Source organism: Actinoplanes sp. NPDC004185, from assembly GCF_053603475.1.
In genome coordinates, this window is sequence record NZ_JBSGFR010000022.1 from 86,377 (window position 1) to 107,922 (window position 21,546).

Here is a 21,546-nt window from a genome sequence, read left to right on the forward strand (position 1 = left end):
AAACGCCCGCACCCGGCGGGGTCAATACCTCAGCGCAGGTGCGCCGTCTCGTTCACCGAGCGGACCGCGATCCCGCCGTCGGGCCACATGTCCATGGTGGAGACGCCGGCCGCGTCCAGGAAGAGCCGGTGCAGGAAGGCGTCGCCGGCGGCGAGCGCGTCGCGCAGGATCAGCTTGATCGGCGAGACGTGCGAGACCACGACGACGGTCCCGGACGGGTACGCCGCCTGCAACGTCGCCAGGGCCCCGCGTACGCGCTTCGCCACCGTCTTGAACGACTCACCACCGGGCGGCGCGACAGCCGTCGAGTCCAGCCAGCGGTCCAGCTCCTCCGGCCAGCGCTCGCGGACCTCGGCGAACGTCAGGCCCTCCCAGTCGCCGAAGTCGCACTCGATCAGCTCCGGCATGACGGTGACCGTGACGTTGCCCAGCTCGGCGGCGATCAGCTCGGCGGTGCGCGTACACCTGCTCAGGGGGGAGGAGACGACGGCCGTGACGTCGCGGGAGATGCCAGCCACCCGCCCGGCCGCGGCCATCGCCTGGGCCTCGCCCTGCTCGGAGAGCGGGACGTCGCCGCGGCCGGAATAGCGGCCCTGGACGGTCATCGCGGTCTCGCCGTGCCGGACCAGGATCAGCCGGGTGGCGGTGTCCAGGGACGGCGGCGCCCAGTTCCGGGGCGCCTTGGGCTCGGTCGGCTCCGCGAACGCCGAGCTCCCGGCGCCGGAGCTGGGGGCGGCCGAGCCGACGGGCTTGCCGGCGGCCTCGTCCATGGCCCGGTTGGCCAGCGCGTCGGCCAGCTTGTTGCGCTCGCGCGGGATCCAGTCGAAGGTCACCGCGGCGAAGCCGTCGACCAGCTTGGCCGCCTCGGCGGCCAGCGGGCGCAGTCCCGGGTTCTTGATCTGCCAGCGGCCGGACATCTGCTCGACCACCAGCTTGGAGTCCATCCGTACGTCGACCCGGGTGGCGCCCAGCTCGGCGGCGGCGCGCAGGCCGGCGATCAGCCCCTGGTACTCGGCGACGTTGTTGGTGGTGACGCCCAGTGAGGCGTAGCGCTCGAGCAGCACCTCGCCGGTGCCCTCCTCGAGGACGACCGCACCGTACCCGGCCGGCCCGGGATTGCCCCGCGACCCCCCGTCGGCCTCCACCAAGACCCTGAGCTCGGTCGTCACAGGCCGGACTCCGCGGTGCGGATCATGATCCGGCGGCATTCCTCGCAGCGGACGACCTCGTCGGCGGGCGCGGACTTCACCCGGGCCAGGTCGGCGCCGTACAGCTCGATGCGGCAACCACCGCAGCGGCCGGAGCGCACCAGCGCGGCGCCCAGACCCGAGTCCGCGCGGATCTTGTCGTAGAGCGCGATCAGGTCGGCCGGCAGGTCGGCGACGAGCGGCCCGCGGGCCTGCGTCTTGAACTCCTGCTCCTTGGTGATCTCGGCGTTCGCCTCGTCCCGGCGGGCCTCGGCCGCGGCCCGGCGCTCGCTCGCCTCGGCCAGCTTCTTCTTCACGTCGTTGAGGGCCTGTTCCGCGCTCTCCCGCTGCTCCATCAGCTCGAGCTCGGCGTCCTCCAGCTCGGACTGGCGGCGGTTCAGCGTGGCCAGCTCGTGCTGCAGGCCCTCGATCTCGCGCAGCGCACCGCCGGCGTTCAGCCGGGCCTGGTCCCGGTCCTTGCGGGTGCGGACCTGCTCGATGTCCTTCTCGAAGCGGGCGATGTCGCGGTCGAGGTCGTCGACGGCCACCTGGGCGCGCACCCGCTCGTCCTCCAGCGCGGACAGCTCGCGGGAGATCGTGGCGATCTCCGCCAGCTCCGGCAGGGATTTGCGGCGGTGGGCGAGCTGGGAGAGCGCGATGTCGACGGCTTGCAGATCGAGCAGTCGGCGCTGGTCTTGCGGGGCGGCCTTCACGTCAGGTCTCCTTATTTTCCACTGACCGCGTGCACGGTCCAGGGGTCGGTGTCGAGGTCGGACACGAGGGACGTGACCGGGAACTGGGCGCGCAACCAGCCCGCCAGCTCGTCGAGCCAGGGGCGTTCGGTGGCCCAGTGGGCGGCGTCGAGCAGAGCCGGGCCGCCGGTGGCGAGATGCTCGCTCGCGGGATGATGCCGCAGATCGGCGCAGAGGTACGCATCGGCTCCGGCCCGGCCGGCGTCGGTCAGGAACGAGTCACCCGCTCCCCCGCAGACGGCGAGCGTACGGATCAGTCTTTGCGGGTCGCCCGCGGCACGCACCCCGGCGGCGGTCGGCGGCAGCCGGCGGGCGACGAAGGTGGTCAGCTCGGCCAGCGGCATCGGGGCGGCGAGCTCACCCACCCGGCCCACGCCGCGCCCCTCGCCGGCGGCCGGGCTGCCCGGCGCGGCGGGGACCAGCGGGCGCAGATCGACCAGATCCAGCCGGGCGGCGAGCGCGTCGGAGACGCCCGGGCTGGCCACGTCGGCGTTGGTGTGCGCGACGTAGAGCGCCACGTCGGCCTTGATCAGCCGATGCACGATCCGGCCCTTGTACGTGTCCGGCGCGACCGACGAAACGCCCTTGAGCAGCAGCGGATGGTGGGCGACGATCAGGCTCGCGCCCGCCTCGACCGCCTCCTCGACGGTCTCCGGGACGCAGTCGACCACGCAGAGCACCGTGCTGACCGGGGTGTCGAACTCGCCGAGGACGAGGCCCACCCTGTCCCACTGCTCGGCCCAGGCGCGCGGATAACGGGCGTCGAGGGCGCCCACCACGTCACGGACGGTCGGTGGGGGTAGCGCAGAGTCGGTCACGGCCGCCCACTCTACCCAGCTTCAGGAGCGGGCTCCGGGCTCGACTCGGTTGTCGGCCGGGAAACGGGTGCGTAGCGCCTGCAGCGCTCGCCGCCACGGGAACTGGCTCCGGTAACGGTCGTTCTGTCCCGGTCCGCCGAGGCGTACGACGTCGTCGCCGTAAAGCACCTGAACGCCCCAGTTGCGCAGCCGGGCGATGCTCTCGTGCAACGTCGGGTGCAGTGCCATGACCCTGTTCGTGTACGGCACCACGACCGTCGGGATGTTGAAGCCGTACCCCTCGACCAGCAGACCCAGCACCAGGGTGTCGGTGATGCCGGCGGACCACTTGTTGATCGTGTTGACCGTCGCCGGGGCCACGATCATCGCGTCGGCCGGCGGCAGCAGGTCATCGTCGCCGGGGTTCTTGTAGTAGCTGCGCACCGCGTGCCCGGTCTGGGCCTGCAGCGCGGCGGCGTCGATGAACTTGCGCCCGTCCGGCGTGGTGATCACGCAGACCTCCCAGCCGTCCCGCTGCGCCAGGTCGACGAGCACGCCGACGTCGCGGGCGATGGGCGAGCCGCACACGAGGACGTACAGCACGCCGGGCGAGGTGTTGATGTTCATCACCCGAGAACCCACCTCATACGCCGACTCCCATCTGCTCGGCCAGCTCCGCGATGGGTGCCGGCGGTGTACCGCGTGTGCGTCGTAACACGTCGGAGATGACCTCGTGGGCGAGCGGGCGGCAGCGGATCTCCGCGGGGGCCAGCCGATCGCCCTCCAGCAGCATCTCGCTGGCCATCTCCACGTCGCCGACCTGCGTGTAGCCCCGCGCGATGTCCAGGTAGTGGTGGGCCCGCCGCTCCGGCAGCATGGCGGCGAAGCTCTCCTTGTTGATCCGGTTGTGCGTCTCGATCGCCTTGCCGCCGTCGCCGAGCTCGACCGCGGCCGCGGCCCGGTGCAGCTCCACGTTGGTCGGCCCGAAGGACGACCAGTAGTGGTTGTAGTCGCCGCCGAGCGCGCCGGCCGCCTGCTCGGCCCCGCACACCAGGTCGCGGACCGTGGCGCTGTCGCCGATCCGTGCGGCGGCCATGGCGCCGGTGAGCAGCAGCAGACCGTAGACGGAGAGCCGCTCCGGGGTGGCAGACTCCGCGGTGGTCGGCGCGAGCCGGTTGGCGATGTTGACGTTGACCTCGAGCGCGGAGCGGATCCGGCCTAGGGAGAGCAGCGCCATGCCGACCCGGTGCGTCGCCATCCCGGCCAGCAGCTGGTCGCCGGCGCGTTGTGAGACGGCGATCGACCGGTCGGCGGCCAGCCAGGAGAGCTCGTGCTCGCCGACCTTGCGCAGCGCCGACGACGCGATCTGGTAGACCTGCCCGAGCAGGTGCGCCGCGTCGCGGGCCTCCTCGCCGGTGGCGTGGGCACTGTCGGCGGCCTGGGCGTCGCGCAGCAGTTGGGGCAGCTTGCGGGCGAGCACGCCGTACTTGGCGTGCTGATAGGTCAGCCAGGCGTGGCCCACCGCCTTGCGCATCTCCGCCAGTGGCGGTGCCATCGGCACCGGGTGGAAGAACGCGCTCATCTGGTCGTAGCGTTCCAGCGCCGCGCGGATCTCCTCGACCTCGACCTGGTCGATGCAGTTCTGCGTCTCCGGCCTGCGCTCGACGTCCTTGCCCAGCAGCAGCTGGACGTCGATCTGCAGGACGTCGGCGATCTCATAGACGACGGAGAACTTGTCGAGCCGGCGGACGCCTCGCTCCACCTTGTCGACCCAGCTCTTCGACTTTCCCAGCCGGTCCGCGAAGACCTGCTGGGACATCTTTCGACGGCCGCGCCAGTAGGCGACTCGGCGGCCGATCGGCAGCTCGTCCACGGTGCCTCCCCAACTCATCCGGCGACCCCCGCCGGTGAGCATTGCGGTGTGTCAGCTGCAGTTTGGACCTCACTCCTCTGTGCGGGTCGCACAGGTTGTGTGATCGTCTGCCCACCGATGCTCGATAGTTTCTCATGCAAGTTGCAATACGTGATCTGCCCCGACAAACGAGGCGTGTCGAGCTTGGTAACGGCAGTTGCGACTGCTATAGCGGCCCCTGGTGCCGGATCGGAGGTATTCCGACCATGCAGTGGAGCAACCGATGGCCGATCGGCCCCCGGGAATACGTTGATCGGCTGCGACTGCGGCGGGCCGCCCTGCGGTACGCCGCGCACGGCTGGGCCGTGACCCCGGGCGCCTATCTGGCCGGTCACCGCTTCGCCTGCGGCCGGGCCGGCTGCCCGATCATGGGCTGCCACCCCGCCATCGAGTCCTGGGAGGAGGACTCCAGCACCGACCCTGTGCGGGTGGCGCGCTGGTGGCACCGCCGGCCGTACACGGTGCTGCTGGCCACCGGCTGGAAGTTCGACGTGCTGGAGGTGCCCGCGGCCGTCGGCCTGCGGGTGCTCGGCGCGGTGCGCCTGCACACCGGCGTCCTCGGCCCGGCCGGGGGAGACGCCCGCGGCCCGGTCGTGGTGACGCCGTCCGGACGCTGGATGTTCCTGGTACGCCCGGGAGCGGAACTGCGCCCGGAACTCGGGTCCTGTCTGGACGTGCTGCGTCACGGCCGCGGCTCGTGGATCCCGGCGGCACCGAGCCGTACCCCGCAGGGCCCGATCCGCTGGGCCGTCTCGCCGGAGCAGACGGGCTGGCAGCTGCCCGAGTCGGCAGTCGTTCAGACGATGCTGCTGGACGCGCTGGAAGTCCTCGGCCGACGGCCGCGGCCACCGGCCACGGTGGTCGTGCCCCGGCAGATGTCCACCGCTCGCCGGGCGGCCTGAGCGAGGTCCACCGGACGCCGTGAACTGCCCGTCGCCCGGATCAGAGATCCACGTGGCGGACGGTGTCCGGGCATGGTCGGGAGCACACATGTCAGTTGACAACGTATTTGCCTACCTTGGGATAGTCGAGTCGCCCGATTGGGTGAACACCTGATCACTCTGCGCGAAAGTTCGCCCGATCGGCTATCGGCCCTCAGACCACCGACGAGTGGATGATCGCTGCCCGGTTGACACTTGACCGGTTCAGTGGTGGCATCGACGGTCACGAATGAGTTGGCCGGGAGTGACCCCGAGGAGAGCCCGTGCGACCGAGCCGTCTGACCGGAACCCTGCTGGCCGCCGTACTGCTGCCGGCCCTGCTGATGTCCACGAGCGCCGGCGCGGCACCTGCACCGGCCGGTCCCGCCGCCGCGCTGTCCGGGGTGCACACCGCCGGGCGCGTCGAGGCGACCGTGGACGCGCTGCGGTACAGCTGGCCCGGGGTCTACTTCGAGGGCCGCTTCCGCGGCACCGGCGTCGGGATCGTCCTCAACGACGCCGCCGCCGACTACGACGTGCAGATCGACGGCGCGACGGTCGCCACCCTGGTCATGCCCGGCCGGACCACCTACTGGGTGCGCGACCTGGCGCCCGGCCCGCACCGGGTCCGGCTGGTCAAGCGGTCGGAGAGCCCATGGGCGGTCAGCGAGTTCGGCGGGTTCGTCCCCGCGGCCGGCGGCGCGATCCTGCCCGGCCCCCCGCCCCGGCACCGGCACCGGCAGATCGAGTTCATCGGTGACTCCTCCACCGTGGGCTACGGCAACCTCTCCGCCTCCCGCGACTGCACCGGCGACGAGGTCAACCGCACCACGAACGCGGACCTGAGCTTCGGCGCCCTCACCGCCCGGCGCCTGAATGCCGACTACCAGCTCAACGCCTTCTCCGGCCGCGGCATGGTGCGCAACTACAACGGCGGCGAACCCGGGACCAGCTACCGCACCTACTACGACCGGGCGCTGCTCAGCGTGGACGGCGACGTCTGGCGGCCGGGCCGGTGGCGGCCCCAACTGGTCGTGATCGGCCTGGGCATCAACGACTTCTCCACCGCGATCAACCCGGGCGAGCAGTGGACGCCGGAGAGCCTGATCGCCGCGTACCGCACCGCCTACCTGGGCTTCCTCGACAAGCTGCGGGCCCGCTACGGACCCCGGACGATCATCGTGGTGAGCGCGACGGCGGTGTCCGGCACGACGGCGTTCGCCGACACCGCGCGGCAGGTCGTCCAGGAGAGCAACGACCGCGGTGACAGCCGGGTCCGCTACTGGTACTACGACAGCGCCGGGCTGGACTACGGCGGCTGCCACTGGCACCCGTCCGTGCGCGACCACCAGGTCATCGCCGACCGGCTGGAGGCGTACCTCGCGACTCTGCCGCTGCGCTGGTAGCCGCTAGGAGCGGGTCGAGCGGGCGCGGACGTGCATGCGCTCGCCCTGGCGGCCGAAGATGCTCAGGAACTCGACCGCCTCGCCGTTCGCGCTGCCGAACCAGTGCGGCACCCGGGTGTCGAACTCGGCCGCCTCGCCCTCCGGCAGGACCAGGTCGTGCTCACCGAGCACCAGACGCAACCGGCCGTGCAGGACGTACAGCCACTCGTACCCCTCATGGGTCTTGGGGTCCGGGTCGGTCCGCCGCCCGGCCGGGATGATGTGCTTGAAAGCCTGCAGGCCGGTGGCCTGCCGGCTGAGCGGCAGGATGGTCTGGCCGCTGCTGTGCCGCAGCGGCCGGGCGTAGATCCGCGGATCGCCGGTGGGCGGGGCACCGACCAGCTCGTCCAGCGGCACCCGGTAGGCCCCGGCCAGCGGAAGCAGCAACTCCAGCGTGGCCCGCCGCTGCCCGGACTCGAGCCGGGACAGGGTGCTCACCGAGATCCCGGTGGTCTCGGAGAGCGCGGCGAGCGTGGTGCCGTGCTCCTGGCGCAGAGCGCGCAGCCGGGGCCCGACCGCGGCCAGGACGTCGTCGTTTGCCGTCATGGCAACAAAGCTTGCCACTTTTCCCGGGATGGGGCGACCGTGGTGCCATGACATACGACGTGATCGTGATCGGCGGCGGGCCCGCCGGACTGAGTGGCGCGGTGGCCCTGAGCCGCGCGTTGCGGTCGGTGCTGGTGATCGACGCGGGCGAGCCCCGCAACGCTCCCGCCGACGGCATCCACAACTACCTGACCCGCGACGACATCGCGCCGGCCGACTTCCGGGCGGCCGGGCAGAGCGAGGTACGGCACTACGGCGGTGAGATCGTCGACGGCCGGGTGACCGGGGCCGGCCGCGACGGCGACCTGCTCACCGTGACGACGGCCGACGACCGTTCCTACTCCGCGCGGCGGCTGCTGGTCACCACCGGCCTCACCGACGAGCTGCCCGACGTCCCCGGCCTGCGCGAGCACTGGGGACACCACGTGATCCACTGCCCGTACTGCCACGGCTACGAGGCCCGCGGCCGGGCCATCGGGATCATCGGCTCGTCGCCGATGTCGCTGCACCAGGCGCTGATGTGGCGACAGTGGAGCGAGGACATCACGCTGTTCCTGCACACCGCGCCCGAACCGGACGCCGACCAGGCCCGGCAGCTCAGCGCCCGGGGCATCACGGTGGTCACCGAGAAGGTCGCCGAGGTGCTGGCCGCGGGCGACAAGCTGACCGGGGTACGGCTGACGGACGGCACCGTGGTGGCCCGCGACACCCTGGTCGTCGCCCCCCGTTTCCTGGCCAACGCGGAACCGCTGCCGTCACTGGGCCTGACCGCGACTGACAACGACTTCGGCAGCGCGGTGGTGGCCGAGCCGAACGGGCGTACCGAAGTGCCCGGGGTCTGGGTCGCCGGCAACGTCACCGACCAGATGGCCCAGGTGGTCAGCGCGGCCGCCGCCGGCCTGCACGTCGGCGCCCAGCTCAACGCCGATCTGATCATGGAGGACACCGCCCGGGCGGTCGCCGCTCTAAGGTGACCCGCGGTCGCCGCCGGGGCGGCGGCCAGCAGGCCGGCGGTCACGGCTCCCGGCTGATCTGCAGGGCCGCTGCGGCCACGGCACACAAGCCGGCGGTCACCGCTCCCGGCTGAATTGCAGGGCCGCCGCGGCAACGGCACACAGGCCGGCGGTCATCAGGAAGACGCTGGTGTAGCTGCCGGCGCGGGTCAGCAGTGCCGCGGCGCCCAGCGGGGCGGTGGCCTTGGCGATCGTCATCGGCACGACCAGCGTCGCCGCGATGGTGGCGTAGCGGCTCGTGCCGTAGCGGTCGGCCAGCAGCCCCGGCTTGGCGATGGTGGCGACGCCGAAGCCGAGCCCGAAGCCGACCACCCCGGCCACGGCGCCGACCGTGGTCCGGCCGGTGAACGGCAGCGTGGCCACCGCGACGGCCTGCACGGTGAAGACGGCGGCGACGATCGTGGCGGTGCGGAACCGGCGTTGCAGGGCGGTGGTGGCCAGCCGGCCGGTGACCGACAGCAGACCGAACAGCCCGGCGGTCGTCGCCGCGAACGACAGCGGGTGACCCCAGCTCAGCAGGGCTGCCACCAGGTGCACGGTGACCAGGGAGATGGCGGCGGTGTTGGCGGTGAAGCCCAGCGCGAGCAGCCAGAACGCCCGGTCGGGCCGGAACGGGGCGCGGGACGCCCGGGCGACGGGCGGGGCGGGACGCAGGACGATCGCGTGCAGCGGGACGGTGAGCAGCGCCTGGACGGCCGCGAGGATGAGCAGGGCGGTGCGCCAGCCGTACTGCTCCACGAGGTGGCCGGTCAGCGGCAGGAAGACGGTGCTGGCGAAGCCGGCCACGACGGTGAGCACGAGCAGAGCACCCGGGCGTTCGGCCGCGGTGTGCCAGGCGATGACCACGGCGAAGGCGGCTTCGTAGAGGCTGGCGGCCCCGGCGGCGCCGAGACCGATCTGGACCGCGTACAGCTGCCACAGGCTGTCCACCTGCGACCAGGCCACCAGCAGCAGCGCGCCCAGCAGCGAGCCGGCGGTCATCAGCGCACGGCCGCCGTGCCGGTCCAGCCACCGCCCGACCGGCACGGCAAGGATCGCCGCGGCCAGGACGGAGGCGGTGAACGTACCGGTGATCGCGGTTGTCGTGGTGTGCAGCTCGGCGGCGAGCGGGGTCAGGAAAACCGCGAACGAGTAGTAGAGCGTGCCGTAGCCGACGGTCTGGGTGATCGCCAGCGCGGCGACCGTGCGGCGGGCGCGCACCCGGGTGCCGGGGTGACCGCCGATCGCGGGATCGGCGGTCACCGGGCCGGGGTGTCCCCCGGTCACCCGCAGCAGCTGCCGGCCTGGCTGTCCCCGGCCGAGACGGAGACGAGGGCGAGCGGCGCGGACAGCAGCCCGCCCGCGACTCCCGTGGCCAGCCCGCGCCCGGCGTCGCCGTCGACCGGGTTGCTGTTGCAGACCCCGGTTTCGGGCAGGTAGAGCTGCACGTCCCGGGCCGCGGCCCAGTCACCGGCGAGCGCGGCGGCCACGGAACGGGCCTGCTCGTACCCGGTGGCGAGCAGGAACGTCGGCGCGCGACCGTAGGACTTCACCCCGATGGCGAAGAAGCCGGGCTCCGGATGCGCCAGCTCGTCGACGCCGTGCGGCGGGACGGTGCCGCAGGAGTGCTCGTTGGGGTCGATCAGCGGAGCCAGCGCGCGGGTCGAGCCCAGCACCGGGTCCAGGTCCAGCCGCAGCTCCGCCGCGATCGAGTGGTCCGGACGGAACCCGGTGGCCGACACGATCCGGTCGGCGGTGACCGTACGGGTGCCGTCGGAGACCTCGACCGTGCCGTCGGGCCGGGCCGTGACCCGCTGGACGCCGAAGCCGCCGAGCAGCGTGATGGCGCCGGACTCGACGTGGGCGCGCAGCCGGCTGCCCAGCGCGCCGCGGGCCGGCAACGCGTCGGCGGACTGACCGCCGTAGCTGCGGGCCGGGTCGGTGGCCCGGATCGCCCAGGTCACCCGGGTGCCGGGAGCCTGCTCGGCCAGCTCGGCCAGGGCCAGCAGCGTGTTGGCGGCGGAGTGCCCGGCCCCGACGACCAGGGTGTGCCGACCGGCGAACCGCTCACGGTCCCGTCCCAGGACGTCCGGCAGCGCCGACTCCACGAACGCCGCCGCCTCGGCCTCACCGTGCGCCGGGATGCCGGAGGCGCCGATGACGTTGGGCGTGCCCCAGGTGCCGGAGGCGTCGATGACCGCGCGGGCCAGGATGTCCTCGCCGTCGGCCAGGCGGACCAGGAAGGGGGCGGCGGCGCGGCCGGCGGTACGGATGCGGTCGAGGCCGAGCCGGGTGATCGCCACGACCCGGGCGCCGTAGCGGACGTGCGGCTTGATCTCGGGCAGATCGGCGAGCGGCTGCAGGTAATCGGCGGCCAGCTGGGCGCCGGTGGGCAGCTGGTCGTCGGCGGGGCGCACCCAGCCGGCGTCGGTCAACAGGCGGGCCGCCGCGGCGTCGATGTTGAAGCGCCACGGGGAGAAGAGGCGGACGTGCCCCCAGCTGCGGACGGCGGCGGCCGGGCCGGCACCGGCCTCGAGAAGCTGAAAGACAAGGCCCCGCTCCCGCAACTGAGCGGCGGCGGCGAGCCCGACCGGACCGGCACCGATGACCACGACCGGCAACGCCGTCCATTCATCAGCCACGCCTGATGCGTCGCTGCGCTGCTCCATGGTCACCTCGGCGGTTCCGCAGCACTTCTCGCTCATAGCTCCCAGCTCCTCTTGCTTGACAGCGGTCTAACTCCTCACTCACCTTGCATCGGACTTAGACGAGTGTCAAGCTATTCGCATGTCCGTTCTCCCCGTGGTCGAGATCCCGCCGGTGGCGGCGTGCTGCCCTCCGTTGTCGGCGCAGGCGCTGGCTCCGCAGGCCGCGGTCGAGCTGGCGCCGATGTTCAAGGCGCTCAGCGATCCCGTGCGGTTGCGACTGTTGTCGCTGATCGCGGCCACTACGGAGATCTGCGTCTGCGACCTGACCGACGCGTTCGAGGTGACGGGCGCGACCATCTCGCACCACCTGCGGGTGCTGCGGGAGACCGGCCTGGTGGATTGCGAGCGGCGCGGGACGTGGGTCTACTACTGGGTCAAGAAGGACGCGATGAATCTGCTGGGCGGCCTGCTGACCGCTTCCTCGGCGCCGTCACATCAGAATTCGCTGATATCAACCGGCTCCGATGTCGTACGGCTGCTGGCCGATCCGCTGCGCGCCCAGCTGGTGGAGATCCTGGCGGACGGGCCGGCGTGCACGGCTTACCTGGTCGCGGAGACCGGAGCCAAGCAGCCGAACGTGTCCGGCCATCTGAAGCAACTGCGGGAGGCCGGGGTGGTCGAGGCTGAGCCCCGGGGGCGGTACACGTTCTATCGGCTGGTGCCCGAGTCGCTGCAGGGGGCAGCTCTGCATCTGGCGGATCTCGGGGCACGGGCCCGCGACAACGCGGACAACTTCCGCTCCTGAGGCGGCGACTCGAGCGGCAGCTCGCTCTTTCAGCGGCCGGAGGCCAGCTCGGTCTTTCAGTGGCCGGAGGCCAGCTCGCGGTAGGCGGCGATCACCGCGGCGGTGCGTTCGGCGAGCTCCGGGCCGGCTTCGGTGCGGGGCGGGCCGGCCGCCGTCAGCCGGGAGATCGCCAGTTCGGCCTCGCGGGCAGTGTCGCCGATGCGCTGTTCCCGGATGAGGTTCTCCCCCGCCAGCGCGGCGGCGTTGATGCCGGCCAGGATGCGGTTGGCCGCGCCGGCCGTGGAGCGCCAGAGGGCCTCGACCCGGAGCCGCTGCTCGGCCAGGGCCTGCACCGCCGGGCTGTCCGCCGGCAGGTCGTGCCGGGTGGCCTGGGCGAGCTCCTCGCGCAGGCACCGGATCTGCTGGCGGCGGGCCATGATGGCGGCCAGCTCCTCCAGCGCCGCGGACAGACTGCGATCCGCGTCGTCGGAGTCGATCATGTGCCTCAGCGCGGGCCAGGTGCGCCGCACCCGCTTGGCCACCACGAAAGCCCGCTCGAACGCGGCCCGCTCCTCGGGAGCGACGAGCACGTGGGCACTGTCGCCCTTGGGCAGGGCGATGATCGCGATGCGGGCAGCACGCGCCTGCTCGACCGCTACGAACGCGATGAGCGCCAGCGAGCCACCCGCTGCCGTCCACCAGGCGATGCCGAGCGCACTGAGCACCGCCGACAGCATCACCAGGACGAGCGTGAGCTGAGAGGCGAACCGGATCCGGTCCTGACGGCTGCGCCCGCTGGGCGCGGCCGGCACCACCTCGGTCACGGAACCCCAGCGGACCCGCCGGGCCCGGCCGGAACGCATCTTGAGCGGGCTGGGCGACACGACGACCTTCTCGGTGTCGATGCCGATGTGCAGGCCCTTGGGCCCCGGTGTGACCACGGTGCACCCTTTCCGCCTGCGGGTAGCTGAGCGGGCCCGGACGCCGAGGGGGGTACGCCCGGGCCCGCTCACCGGCGGAGCCGTCCGCCGTTGCCTGAAGGAATCGGGTGGGTGCGGGGCCACCTGAGCTCACGCCCGGGTGCAGCGCGGGTGCATCCCCGCAGGCGGCCCACGCCTCCCGGCTTACGCTGCCTCGGCGACCTCCGTCCGCTCGCCCGGACCGCCTTCCTCCGCCGCGGCGACCGGCACTCCGTCAGCGGTGATGAGGCCGAGGTGCTCCAGCCGGGCGAGGATGCCTCCCCGGCTGCGACCGAACTCGTCCATCAGCTTCCTCGGGCTCGCGCCCGCCCGGTGCCGCGCCACCAGCCGCTCGTCGTCCTCGGCCGACCAGCGGGTGCCCTGGTTGCGGTGCCGCTTCGGCCGCTCCCCGGACCTCGCCGTCGTCGGTGTCACCGAGGACAGGCGTTGCCGGCGCAGCGCGGCCAGGCCGGCCAGGGTCGAGGTCAGCGCGTCCGCCACCGGGGCGAGGTCGGCGGGTGAGATCCCTCCGCTGATCTCGCTCACCACCTCGCCCGCGGGTCCCCAGCCGACCAGGGACAGGCCGATGCGCTCGTCGCCCGTGCCGGACGCGGTGAGCTGGTAGACGTGCGGTCCGATGGTCAGGTGCCGCTCGAGGCTGAGGTGCGGGCGGTGGTCGTTGTCGGGTACGTACTCGTTGTCATCCATGCCGCGACGCTATGACCGGCGACTGACATTTCTGTCCCCGGCGTGGCGCGCGGTCCGGGCACGTCCGCGCGTCCCGGACAACTATCCGAAAAGGACAGGCCTCCGGCTCAGCCCAACCGGTTGCCCATGATCGGCACGCCGGGCCCGTCCAGCTCGCTCAGCGCCGCGCCCCGCCCGGTCATGGCCAGCATCAGCGCCTCCGCCGGCCCGGTCACCAGCGGGCCCGCGCCCGCCGACCAGTCCAGATCCGCCGCCTCGAAACGCAGTCCGGCCAGCCGCCGCTTCGGTGCGAAGCCGACCGCCCGGCCGCCCACCAGAAAGTCCAGTGACACCCGCAGCCGTTCCAGCCGCAGCCCGTGCGGCAGGCCCAGCGGCCGGCGCATGTCCTGACCGTGCACCTGTAGGTCGGTCAGCTGCCCCGGATACCCCACGATCGGCGGGCGGAACGGGTTCTCCGCGTTGTCGCGCAGGCTGCGGGCCAGCTCGGCCGATGACTGCTCCGCCGTGAGGACCGCCAGCCGGGCGTTCGTCCTGTGGATACTGAAGCCGCTGCGGGCGAGCAGCGGCAGCACCGGCGTCACCGGTCTGCCGATCGCCGCGACCAGGTGGCCGGCCACCTGCTGGACCGTCCATTCGCCGCACAGGCTCGGGGTTTCCAGCTGTTGCGGGGTGAGCGATTCCACCAGATCGGCGACGCGGCGCCGCTCGTCGGCGATCGCGGAACGGATATCCACAGGCACAGGCTAACGGCGCCGGCGAACCGCCCGCGGCCCGTACTCTGGCCGCCGTGACGACCGACTGGACGGCCACGTTGCCGGGCAAGCGGATGGGCGCCGCGCTGCTGCTGCGGGACAGCGACGACCGCATCCTGCTGGTGGAGCCCACCTACAAGCCGCACTGGGAGCTGCCCGGCGGGGTGGTCGAGGCCGGCGAGTCACCGCGGGCGGCCGCCGCGCGGGAGATCACCGAGGAGCTCGGGCTCAGCGTGGTGCCGGGCCGGCTGCTCGTCGTCGACTGGGTGCCGCCACGCGACCCTCGCACCGACGGTCTGATGCTGGTCTTCGACGGCGGCCGGTGCGGTGATCCGGTGCGGCTGCCCGAGGCCGAGCTGCGCAGCTGGGCCTGGTCCGACCCCGGCGAGGCCGCACAACGACTGCTCCCGCTGCTGGCCCGGCGGGCCGCGGCCGCTCTGCGCGCCCTGCACACGAGCACCACGCTCTATCTGGAAGACGGTCACCCATGACAGATCAAGGGCCGCCGCCCGAGGTGCGGGCGGCGTTCGGCGCGCGGGGCGAAGCGGTACGGCTGGCCGGCGGCAAGGGCGGCACCTGGCGGATCGGCGACCTCGTCCTCAAGCCGGCCGAGGGCGACGAGGAGGTCCGCTGGCGCAGTGATGTGCTGGCCGTCCTGCCGGAGTCGCCGCATTTCCGGATCGCCCGTCCGGTGCGCGCCGCCGACGGTGACTGGCTGGCCGGCGGCTGGGAGGCGGCCCGAGCCGTCGCCGGGCAGCCGGACCAGCGCCGCGTCGACGACGTGATCCGGGCCGGGGCCGCGTTCCACGAGGCGGTCGCCGCCGTGCCGCGACCCTCGCTGCTCGACACCCGTGACAACCCCTGGGAGTACGGCAACAAGCTCGCCTTCGGCGACGATCTGCCCCCGGCCCGGCGCAGACCTTCCGCCCTGCTGGACCAGTTGCTGGCGTACCGGCGGCCGATCGCGCTGCCGGAGCAGATCGTGCACGGCGACCTGCTCGGCAACGTGCTGTTCGCCGACGGCCGGCCGCCCGCGGTGATCGACTGGGCGGCGTACTGGCGGCCGCCGGCGTGGGCGTCGGCCGTCGCCGCGGTCGACGCGATGGTGTGGCACGGCGTCGGCCCGGAGGTGATCGAGCGGTGGGCGCACCTGCCGGAGTGGGGCCAGCTGCTGGTCCGGGCGGCGGCCTACCGGCTCGGCACCTGGGATGCCGCGGGGTGGCCGCAGGAGCCGGAGGAGCCGTACCGGCCGGTGGTCGCGGCCATCGCCGGCGTCCTGGCCGGTCAGACGCGTTCGAGCCAGGTGCGGTAGTGGATGCCGACCTCAGCCGTGCGGCGCACTCTGCCCGGTCTCCTGCCGCAGCAGGTCCCGGGTGATCGCCGCGATGCTGCGGGCGCCGGTCAGGGCCATGGTCAGGTCCAGCTCGGCGATGACGTTGCGGATCACGTCCTCGACGCCGCGGCGGCCGGCCAGTGCGAAGCCGTACAGGTGCGGGCGGCCCAGCAGCACGGCGTCGGCGCCGAGGGCCAGGGCCGTGAAGACGTCGGCTCCGGTACGGATGCCGCTGTCGAACAGCACGGTCGGCTCCGTCCCGACCCGCTCACGCACGGCGACCAGCGCGTCCAGCGCGGCGACGGCGTTGTCGACCTGCCGGCCGCCGTGATTGGAGACCACGATGGCGTCCACGCCCAGGTCCAGCGCACGGCGGGCGTCGTCGGGATGCAGGATCCCCTTGAGCACGATCGGCAGCCGTGTCCGGTCCCGCAGGGTCGCCAGGTGTTCCCAGCTCAGCCCGGGATTGGAGTAGATGTCGAGGAACGTCTCGACCGAGGCCCGCGGCACCGGCGAGCGCAGGTTCCGCCAGAACGGGCCCGGATGGTTGCGGGTCATCGCGAGCAACGCGCGAACGGCACCGGGCGTCACCCGTACCGGTGCCTTGCCCGGCCGGGGTGCCGCCAGCCGCTCGGTGACGATCTGCCGGAACCGCGGGTCGGAGGTGTACTGCGCGATGCCGAGGCCTCGACTGAACGGCAGCGACCCCAGGTTGAGATCCTGCGGGCGCCAGCCCAGCACGGTGGTGTCCAGGGTGACCACCAGCGCGCCCGCGCCGATCGCTTCCGCCCGCTGGATGAGGCTGTCCACCAGGCGTTCGTCGGTGCTCCAGTAGAGCTGCACCCAGCGCGGGGTGTCGCCCATCGCCGCCGCGCACTCCTCCATCGGGTTGCAGCCCTGGTTGGAGAAGACGTAGGCGGTGCCGGTCGCCGCGGCGGCCCGGGCGATGGCCACGTCACTGTCGCGGCCCATGAGCGCGGCGGCACCGACCGGCGCGAGCAGGACCGGCGTGGTGTGCCGGGCGCCGAGCAGCTGCACCGAGAGGTCCCGTTCCACGGCGCCGGCGGCCATCCGCGGCACGATCGCCCACTGATCGAAGGCGGCCCGGTTGCGCCGCATCGTCCGGCCCTCACCGGCCCCGCCCGCGACGTACGCCCAGGCTTTTCTGCTGCTCACCCGGCGGGCCCGGCGCTCGAGCTCGGCGAAGTCGGCCGGCACGACCGGTCGCCGGCCGAGCGTGCCCTCGCGGTAGATGGTCGCCAGGCGGGCCAGCCCGGCGCCGGGGGTGACGGCGGCCGCCATGCGCGCTCCTCGGTCAGGGGGCCGGGCGGACGGCACCGGCCTGTGCCCGCCACGCTAGATCGCGGGCCTGCCGCCGTCGCAGGCGAGGCAGGTAATGACAGAACCTCCATCGCCGGCCGGGCCGCCCGTACGGTGGAGTGCGTGGACAACCGCAACGACATCCGCGAGTTCCTCGCCTCCCGGCGGGCCCGGATCACGCCCGAGCGGGCCGGCCTGCCGAACTACGGCGGTCACCGGCGGGTCCCCGGGCTGCGGCGCGAGGAAGTCGCCCTGCTCGCCGGCGTGAGCCCGGACTACTACACGCGGCTGGAACGCGGCAACCTCGGCGGCGTCTCCGACAGCGTGCTGGACGCGATCTGCCGGGCGCTGCAGCTCGACGAGGCCGAACGGGCGCACCTGACGGACCTGGCCCGGGCCAGCAACACCCCGGCGCGGGCCCGGCGCCGCCCGGTCACGTTGCGGATCCGTCCGGGCGTGCAGCAGCTGCTCGACGCGATGACCGACGCGCCGGCGTTCATCCGCAACGCCCGGCTCGACGTGCTCGCCGCCAACAGGCTGGGCTACGCGCTGTACGCGCCGGTCTTCGACCACCCGGGCCGGCCGTCGAACCTGGCCCGCTTCGCGTTCCTGGACCCGCGGGCGACGGACTTCTACCCCGACTGGGAGGGCGCGGCGAACACGACGGTCGCGCTGCTGCACACGGAGGCCGGGCGGGACCCGTACGACCGGGGGCTGACGGACCTGGTCGGTGAGCTCTCCACCCGCAGCGAGACCTTCCGCACCAGGTGGGCCGCGCATGACGTACGCCTGCACCAGACCGGGACGAAGCACCTGCGGCACCCGGTCGTCGGCGAAATCAAGCTCGGCTTCGAGGCGATGCCGATGCCGGCCGACCCGGGCCTGACCCTCACGGCCTACAGCGCCGAGCCGGGCTCACCGGCCCAGGACGCGCTGCGCCTGCTGGCGAGTTGGTCGGCCACTGCGGAGCAGAGCGTCACCACCGGGCCATGATGTCAGGCATGACCACACACTGGACGGTGACCGGTGACGCGGCGGACCCGCGGCGGCTCGCCCGGTTCTGGGCGCTGGCGCTGGGCTACGTCGACGAGCCGGGCTACGACTACGCCGACGGCGCGGCGCTGATCGACCCGGAGGGCCGGCTGCCGGCGATCAGCTTCCTGCGGGTGCCCGAGGGCAAGACCGCCAAGAACCGGCTGCACCTCGACATCCGGATCGCCGCCGGGCAGCCGATGGATCCGGCGGTACGCGAGCAGCGCATCCGGGCCAAGGTGGCCGAACTCGTCGCCGCCGGGGCGACTGCCGTCCGCGAGGAGTCCTACGATCACCTGGACCGCCTGGATCACGTGATGATGCAGGATCCCGAGGGCAACGAGTTCTGCGTCGCCTGAGACGGCCGCTATCCCTCGTCGTCCGGCTCGAGACCGCTCATGAACTGCCCGAACGAGTCGGCGACCCGCCTCGGGAGCCGGTCGTCGTCGACATACACGACTGCGGGCTCACCGGCGGGTCCGCACCCGGAGTAGTCCAGCATGACGGTGTCGTGGCCGGCCGAGGGCGTCACCCCGATCACTACCCCGACGTCCGGATAGCCCCACTCGGCGATCAGGTACGCGGACTGAGCGTCGGCGCCCTCGGGGTATCCCACGCCCAGCAGGACGTCCACCGCGAAGTGATCAGCGGCCCAGGACGTCCGGAAGCTTGTCGGATGACGCGTGTCCCGCAGCACGCCGCCGTTGCGCAGTCGCAGCAGGTCCACGTACGCCGGCGGCAGCCGCACGCCGAGAGTCGCCTCGGCCTGTCGGACCATGTCGTCGGTCAGCGGCGGTCCGGTCCACTCCCCCGGCCCGTCGTCGAATGGCGAAGTCACGTGGTTCCCCCTCTGCTCGCTCCGATCAGGCGGTGAAGCTCGGGCGGTTGACCACGACGCCCGGCAGGGGCTCGGTGCCGAGGTCGGCGACCCCGAGCACGACGGGGACGGTCTCGCCGGGCTTGACCGGGTAGGCGGTGACCTTGCCGTCACTGTCGAGCTCGGTCAGCGCGGCAAGCTTCGCGGTGTCGGCGTTGGCGGCGTGCGCGACCGGACGGACCCGGGAGCACACCGGCGGTCAGCAGGATGGCGCCGAGCACGCGCAGACGAGACGTCATGGCAAACACTCCCGTGACTGATCAGCCGCGCCACCATAGCGAACCCACGAGCATTTCGTCTGTCCGGAAGTTGGTTCGCAGGCCCGGGGGGCCCGGGCCTCTGCCTTCCGGCCGCACGAAAGGACGCGATGGAAGCTCCCGGCGGCAGGACGACTCCACGGCTCTGGCAGTCGCGTTCGCCATTACGACGACCTGCCTGACGTATGTGATCGCGCCTACCGCTTTCTTCGCCAATCATTGCCAGAACCTCAAGTGCGACAGCAAGACCCCCCGTGGTTGCCGTTGGTGGCCTCCGTGGACAGTGACGAAGTATGTGGTGGGCGCGATCTACGGATTGTGGAGATTGTCGAGGTGGTCGGCTTCGCCTGGCCGCTCACCCACCGCAGATTCGTCTATGAGCGGCCGGGCGGCCTCCTGCCCCGTTAGCAGCGACTCCGACGATCAAGGTGACCTGACCTCGACGGCGGATCCTACGATCGCCCGGTGACGATCGCGGCGGCAGCTCGGACTGCGCTCACCCCGCCACCGCCGGCGCCGGCCGATGCCGCGGGTTTGCGCGGTGTGCCCGACATCGTGCGGCGGCGGCTGGCGACGCTGGAGAACTGGCTCGATCCGTACTCGTGGGTGGTCACCGCGGTCATCGTGGCGATGGCCGCGATCCTGCGCCTGAACGGGATCAGCAGCCCGCGCCGGCTGGTCTTCGACGAGAAGTACTATCCGACCGACGCGTGGGACATGCTCCAGCACGGCGTGGAGTGGGACGAGGACGCCAACGGGCCCGCGTACGTGGTGCACCCGCCCCTGGGTAAATGGCTCATCGCGCTGGGCGAGAAGGCGTTCGGCAACAATCCGCTCGGCTGGCGGTTCGCGGCCGCGATCGCCGGCACGCTGATGATTCTGATTCTGATCCGGGTCGCGTACCGGATGTTCCGTTCGGTCCTGCTGGCCGGAACGGCCGGCCTGCTGATGACGCTCGACGGCTTTCAGCTCGTGCTTTCCCGCACCGCTCTGCTCGACATCTTTCTGGGGCTGTTCGTCCTGGCGACCTTCGCGGCGCTGCTGCTCGACCGCGACCATTACCGTCGCCGCCTGCTGCGCGCGCTCGAAAACGGCTACGACCCCGGCAGCACGCCGAAAGTCCCGCGAATAGTGCCGTGGTGGCTGCTGGCCGCCGGCGTGCTGTTCGGGCTGGCATGCGGGGTGAAGTGGAGCGCGCTGTTCTTCCTGCCGTTCCTGGCCGCGCTGATCATTGCCTGGCGGGTGGGGGCGCGCCGTTCCGCCGGTGTCCGTGGCCCGCTCATGGCCGGCATCGTGGGCGATCTGGGCTGGGGTGCGCTGAGTTTCGCCCTGACCGGCATCTTCTATCTGGCCTCCTGGACGGGCTGGTTCGTCACCGACTCCGGTTATTTCCGGCACTACCGCGAGGAAAGCGGCCTGAGTGAGCCGCCGATCCTGGGCCCATTGCTCAATCTGCTGCATTACCACTCGGTGGCGTACACCTTCCACAGCGGCCTGACCGATCAGCACCCGTCGCAGTCCTGGCCCTGGCAATGGCTGTTGCTGGGCCGCCCGGTGCCGTTCTATTGGAACGGCACCGGCAATTGCGGTGCTCCGAGCTGCGCCCGCGAGATCTTGCTGCTGGGCACGCCCGTTCTCTGGTGGTCGTTCCTCCCCGCGCTGGGCGCGCTGGTGTGGTTCGGCATAGCCCGGCGGGACTGGCGGGCCGTGGCCATCGGTACGGGCGTGGTGGCCGGCCTGCTGCCCTGGTTCTGGTACGCCGTCAAGGACGGCCGGACGATGTTCTCGTTCTACGCGCTGCCCGCCCTGCCGTTCCTGATCCTGGCCGTGGTGTACGTCCTGGGCGCGATCATGACACCGGCGCGGGACGAAGCCGTCCGCTCGGACCGCCGGCTGATCGGCACGATCGTCGCCGCCGGATACGTGCTCGCGGTCGCCCTGTGCTTCGCCTACTTCTTTCCGATCTTTGTCGGCCAGTTGATGACCTACGAGAGCTGGTACGACCGGATGTGGCTGGGCACCCGCTGGGTCTAGTTCGGAATTTCCGCCTTTTTCAGCCTGTGTAACGGCTTGCCACGGGACCGTACGGAGCCGATTGTCCACTCGCCATCCGACGTTGCCCGTTCGGTTGTATCACGTGTCCGGACGGAGCCGGGAATCGGTCCTTAGGCACGTCCAGCAGGCATTGATGATCAATTTAATCACGGTTAAGGTGACGCCACTGAACACATAAGACGGTCAGCGAGACGACATTCGCGGATCTCGCACCAACGGGGATACAACTCGACGTGGGTTCCGGCGCGCCGTCCACAGCTGCTGATCATT

The 21,546-nt window shown here is 72.1% G+C and carries 23 protein-coding genes; 9 read left to right on the top strand and 14 right to left on the bottom strand.

The annotated features are described in order from the left end of the window. Positions 1-29: 29 nt before the first annotated feature. Genes ACWEOZ_RS23030 through ACWEOZ_RS23050 form a run of 5 tightly spaced genes read right to left on the bottom strand, consistent with a single transcriptional unit; the run spans position 30 to position 4,609 of the window. Positions 30-1,208, bottom strand: a complete 1,179-nt coding sequence (locus tag ACWEOZ_RS23030; protein ID WP_451912734.1) for a bifunctional RNase H/acid phosphatase — start codon at positions 1,206-1,208, stop codon at positions 30-32. After that, positions 1,166-1,900, bottom strand: coding sequence for a zinc ribbon domain-containing protein (locus ACWEOZ_RS23035; RefSeq protein ID WP_451912735.1), 735 nt, complete (start codon positions 1,898-1,900; stop codon positions 1,166-1,168). The genes ACWEOZ_RS23030 and ACWEOZ_RS23035 overlap by 43 nt, the downstream gene beginning before the upstream one ends. Before the next feature lie 11 nt (positions 1,901-1,911). After that, positions 1,912-2,757: a Nif3-like dinuclear metal center hexameric protein gene (locus ACWEOZ_RS23040; RefSeq protein WP_451912736.1), complete on the bottom strand. Its 846-nt coding sequence runs from the start codon at positions 2,755-2,757 to the stop codon at positions 1,912-1,914. 21 nt (positions 2,758-2,778) lie between these two features. Then, positions 2,779-3,363 carry a flavoprotein gene (locus ACWEOZ_RS23045; protein ID WP_451912737.1) on the bottom strand — a complete coding sequence of 195 codons (585 nt, stop codon included), beginning with the start codon at positions 3,361-3,363 and terminating at the stop codon, positions 2,779-2,781. Between the two features lie 16 nt (positions 3,364-3,379). After that, positions 3,380-4,609, bottom strand: coding sequence for a helix-turn-helix domain-containing protein (locus ACWEOZ_RS23050; RefSeq protein WP_451912738.1), 1,230 nt, complete (start codon positions 4,607-4,609; stop codon positions 3,380-3,382). A 245-nt stretch (positions 4,610-4,854) separates the two neighbouring features. Between ACWEOZ_RS23050 and ACWEOZ_RS23055 the strand changes: the two genes are divergently transcribed. Together ACWEOZ_RS23055 and ACWEOZ_RS23060 are read left to right on the top strand one after the other, a co-directional pair. Next, positions 4,855-5,550 carry a bifunctional DNA primase/polymerase gene (locus tag ACWEOZ_RS23055; protein ID WP_451912739.1) on the top strand — a complete coding sequence of 232 codons (696 nt, stop codon included), beginning with the start codon at positions 4,855-4,857 and terminating at the stop codon, positions 5,548-5,550. A 302-nt stretch (positions 5,551-5,852) separates the two neighbouring features. Beyond that, the gene (locus ACWEOZ_RS23060) at positions 5,853-6,974 is read left to right on the top strand and encodes an SGNH/GDSL hydrolase family protein (RefSeq protein WP_451912740.1); all 1,122 of its coding nucleotides are present in this window, start codon (positions 5,853-5,855) and stop codon (positions 6,972-6,974) included. Positions 6,975-6,977: 3 nt separating this feature from the next. Here ACWEOZ_RS23060 and ACWEOZ_RS23065 read toward each other — a convergent pair whose 3' ends face one another. Further along, positions 6,978-7,559 (bottom strand): helix-turn-helix domain-containing protein, encoded by a 582-nt coding sequence (locus tag ACWEOZ_RS23065; RefSeq protein ID WP_451912741.1) that lies wholly within the window; start codon positions 7,557-7,559, stop codon positions 6,978-6,980. A 47-nt stretch (positions 7,560-7,606) separates the two neighbouring features. Here ACWEOZ_RS23065 and ACWEOZ_RS23070 point away from each other — a divergent pair, with 47 nt between their 5' ends. Beyond that, positions 7,607-8,533, top strand: a complete 927-nt coding sequence (locus ACWEOZ_RS23070; protein ID WP_451912742.1) for an NAD(P)/FAD-dependent oxidoreductase — start codon at positions 7,607-7,609, stop codon at positions 8,531-8,533. 96 nt (positions 8,534-8,629) lie between these two features. On the opposite strand, the gene ACWEOZ_RS23075 is transcribed toward ACWEOZ_RS23070, so the two are convergent. Beyond that, positions 8,630-9,814 carry an MFS transporter gene (locus ACWEOZ_RS23075; protein ID WP_451912743.1) on the bottom strand — a complete coding sequence of 395 codons (1,185 nt, stop codon included), beginning with the start codon at positions 9,812-9,814 and terminating at the stop codon, positions 8,630-8,632. Positions 9,815-9,834: 20 nt separating this feature from the next. Then, positions 9,835-11,220 carry an NAD(P)-binding domain-containing protein gene (locus tag ACWEOZ_RS23080; protein WP_451912801.1) on the bottom strand — a complete coding sequence of 462 codons (1,386 nt, stop codon included), beginning with the start codon at positions 11,218-11,220 and terminating at the stop codon, positions 9,835-9,837. 118 nt (positions 11,221-11,338) lie between these two features. Here ACWEOZ_RS23080 and ACWEOZ_RS23085 point away from each other — a divergent pair, with 118 nt between their 5' ends. Beyond that, positions 11,339-12,004, top strand: a complete 666-nt coding sequence (locus ACWEOZ_RS23085; RefSeq protein ID WP_451912744.1) for an ArsR/SmtB family transcription factor — start codon at positions 11,339-11,341, stop codon at positions 12,002-12,004. Between the two features lie 56 nt (positions 12,005-12,060). Here the strand turns inward: ACWEOZ_RS23085 and ACWEOZ_RS23090 are convergent, their stop codons facing one another. The 3 genes from ACWEOZ_RS23090 to ACWEOZ_RS23100 all read right to left on the bottom strand — a co-directional run bounded on the left by ACWEOZ_RS23090 (position 12,061) and on the right by ACWEOZ_RS23100 (position 14,384). Further along, a complete protein-coding gene (locus ACWEOZ_RS23090; RefSeq protein ID WP_451912745.1) occupies positions 12,061-12,924 on the bottom strand; it encodes a hypothetical protein in 864 nt (287 codons plus the stop codon). A 183-nt stretch (positions 12,925-13,107) separates the two neighbouring features. Further along, positions 13,108-13,650, bottom strand: coding sequence for a hypothetical protein (locus ACWEOZ_RS23095; protein WP_451912746.1), 543 nt, complete (start codon positions 13,648-13,650; stop codon positions 13,108-13,110). A 107-nt stretch (positions 13,651-13,757) separates the two neighbouring features. Next, entirely contained in the window at positions 13,758-14,384 is a 627-nt protein-coding gene (locus ACWEOZ_RS23100) for a maleylpyruvate isomerase family mycothiol-dependent enzyme (protein WP_451912747.1), read from the bottom strand. 53 nt (positions 14,385-14,437) lie between these two features. Between ACWEOZ_RS23100 and ACWEOZ_RS23105 the strand changes: the two genes are divergently transcribed. Further along, positions 14,438-14,893 (top strand): NUDIX domain-containing protein, encoded by a 456-nt coding sequence (locus tag ACWEOZ_RS23105; RefSeq protein WP_451912748.1) that lies wholly within the window; start codon positions 14,438-14,440, stop codon positions 14,891-14,893. Continuing rightward, positions 14,890-15,714: a hypothetical protein gene (locus tag ACWEOZ_RS23110; RefSeq protein ID WP_451912749.1), complete on the top strand. Its 825-nt coding sequence runs from the start codon at positions 14,890-14,892 to the stop codon at positions 15,712-15,714. Before ACWEOZ_RS23105 ends, ACWEOZ_RS23110 begins: the two co-directional genes overlap by 4 nt. 12 nt (positions 15,715-15,726) lie before the next feature. On the opposite strand, the gene ACWEOZ_RS23115 is transcribed toward ACWEOZ_RS23110, so the two are convergent. Next, positions 15,727-17,037, bottom strand: a complete 1,311-nt coding sequence (locus ACWEOZ_RS23115) for an alpha-hydroxy-acid oxidizing protein (protein ID WP_451912750.1) — start codon at positions 17,035-17,037, stop codon at positions 15,727-15,729. 141 nt (positions 17,038-17,178) lie between these two features. On the opposite strand from ACWEOZ_RS23115, the gene ACWEOZ_RS23120 reads away from it, so the two are divergent. Beyond that, complete coding sequence (locus ACWEOZ_RS23120) at positions 17,179-18,048, top strand: helix-turn-helix transcriptional regulator (RefSeq protein ID WP_451912751.1); 870 nt, start codon at positions 17,179-17,181, stop codon at positions 18,046-18,048. Positions 18,049-18,056: 8 nt separating this feature from the next. Beyond that, positions 18,057-18,446, top strand: a complete 390-nt coding sequence (locus ACWEOZ_RS23125; protein ID WP_451912752.1) for a VOC family protein — start codon at positions 18,057-18,059, stop codon at positions 18,444-18,446. An 8-nt stretch (positions 18,447-18,454) separates the two neighbouring features. Here ACWEOZ_RS23125 and ACWEOZ_RS23130 read toward each other — a convergent pair whose 3' ends face one another. Together ACWEOZ_RS23130 and ACWEOZ_RS23135 are read right to left on the bottom strand one after the other, a co-directional pair. Continuing rightward, positions 18,455-18,925 carry an SMI1/KNR4 family protein gene (locus tag ACWEOZ_RS23130; RefSeq protein ID WP_451912753.1) on the bottom strand — a complete coding sequence of 157 codons (471 nt, stop codon included), beginning with the start codon at positions 18,923-18,925 and terminating at the stop codon, positions 18,455-18,457. A gap of 25 nt (positions 18,926-18,950) precedes the next feature. Continuing rightward, positions 18,951-19,157 carry a hypothetical protein gene (locus ACWEOZ_RS23135; protein WP_451912754.1) on the bottom strand — a complete coding sequence of 69 codons (207 nt, stop codon included), beginning with the start codon at positions 19,155-19,157 and terminating at the stop codon, positions 18,951-18,953. Between the two features lie 529 nt (positions 19,158-19,686). On the opposite strand from ACWEOZ_RS23135, the gene ACWEOZ_RS23140 reads away from it, so the two are divergent. Next, the gene (locus ACWEOZ_RS23140) at positions 19,687-21,255 is read left to right on the top strand and encodes a dolichyl-phosphate-mannose--protein mannosyltransferase (protein ID WP_451912755.1); all 1,569 of its coding nucleotides are present in this window, start codon (positions 19,687-19,689) and stop codon (positions 21,253-21,255) included. Positions 21,256-21,546: the final 291 nt, after the last annotated feature.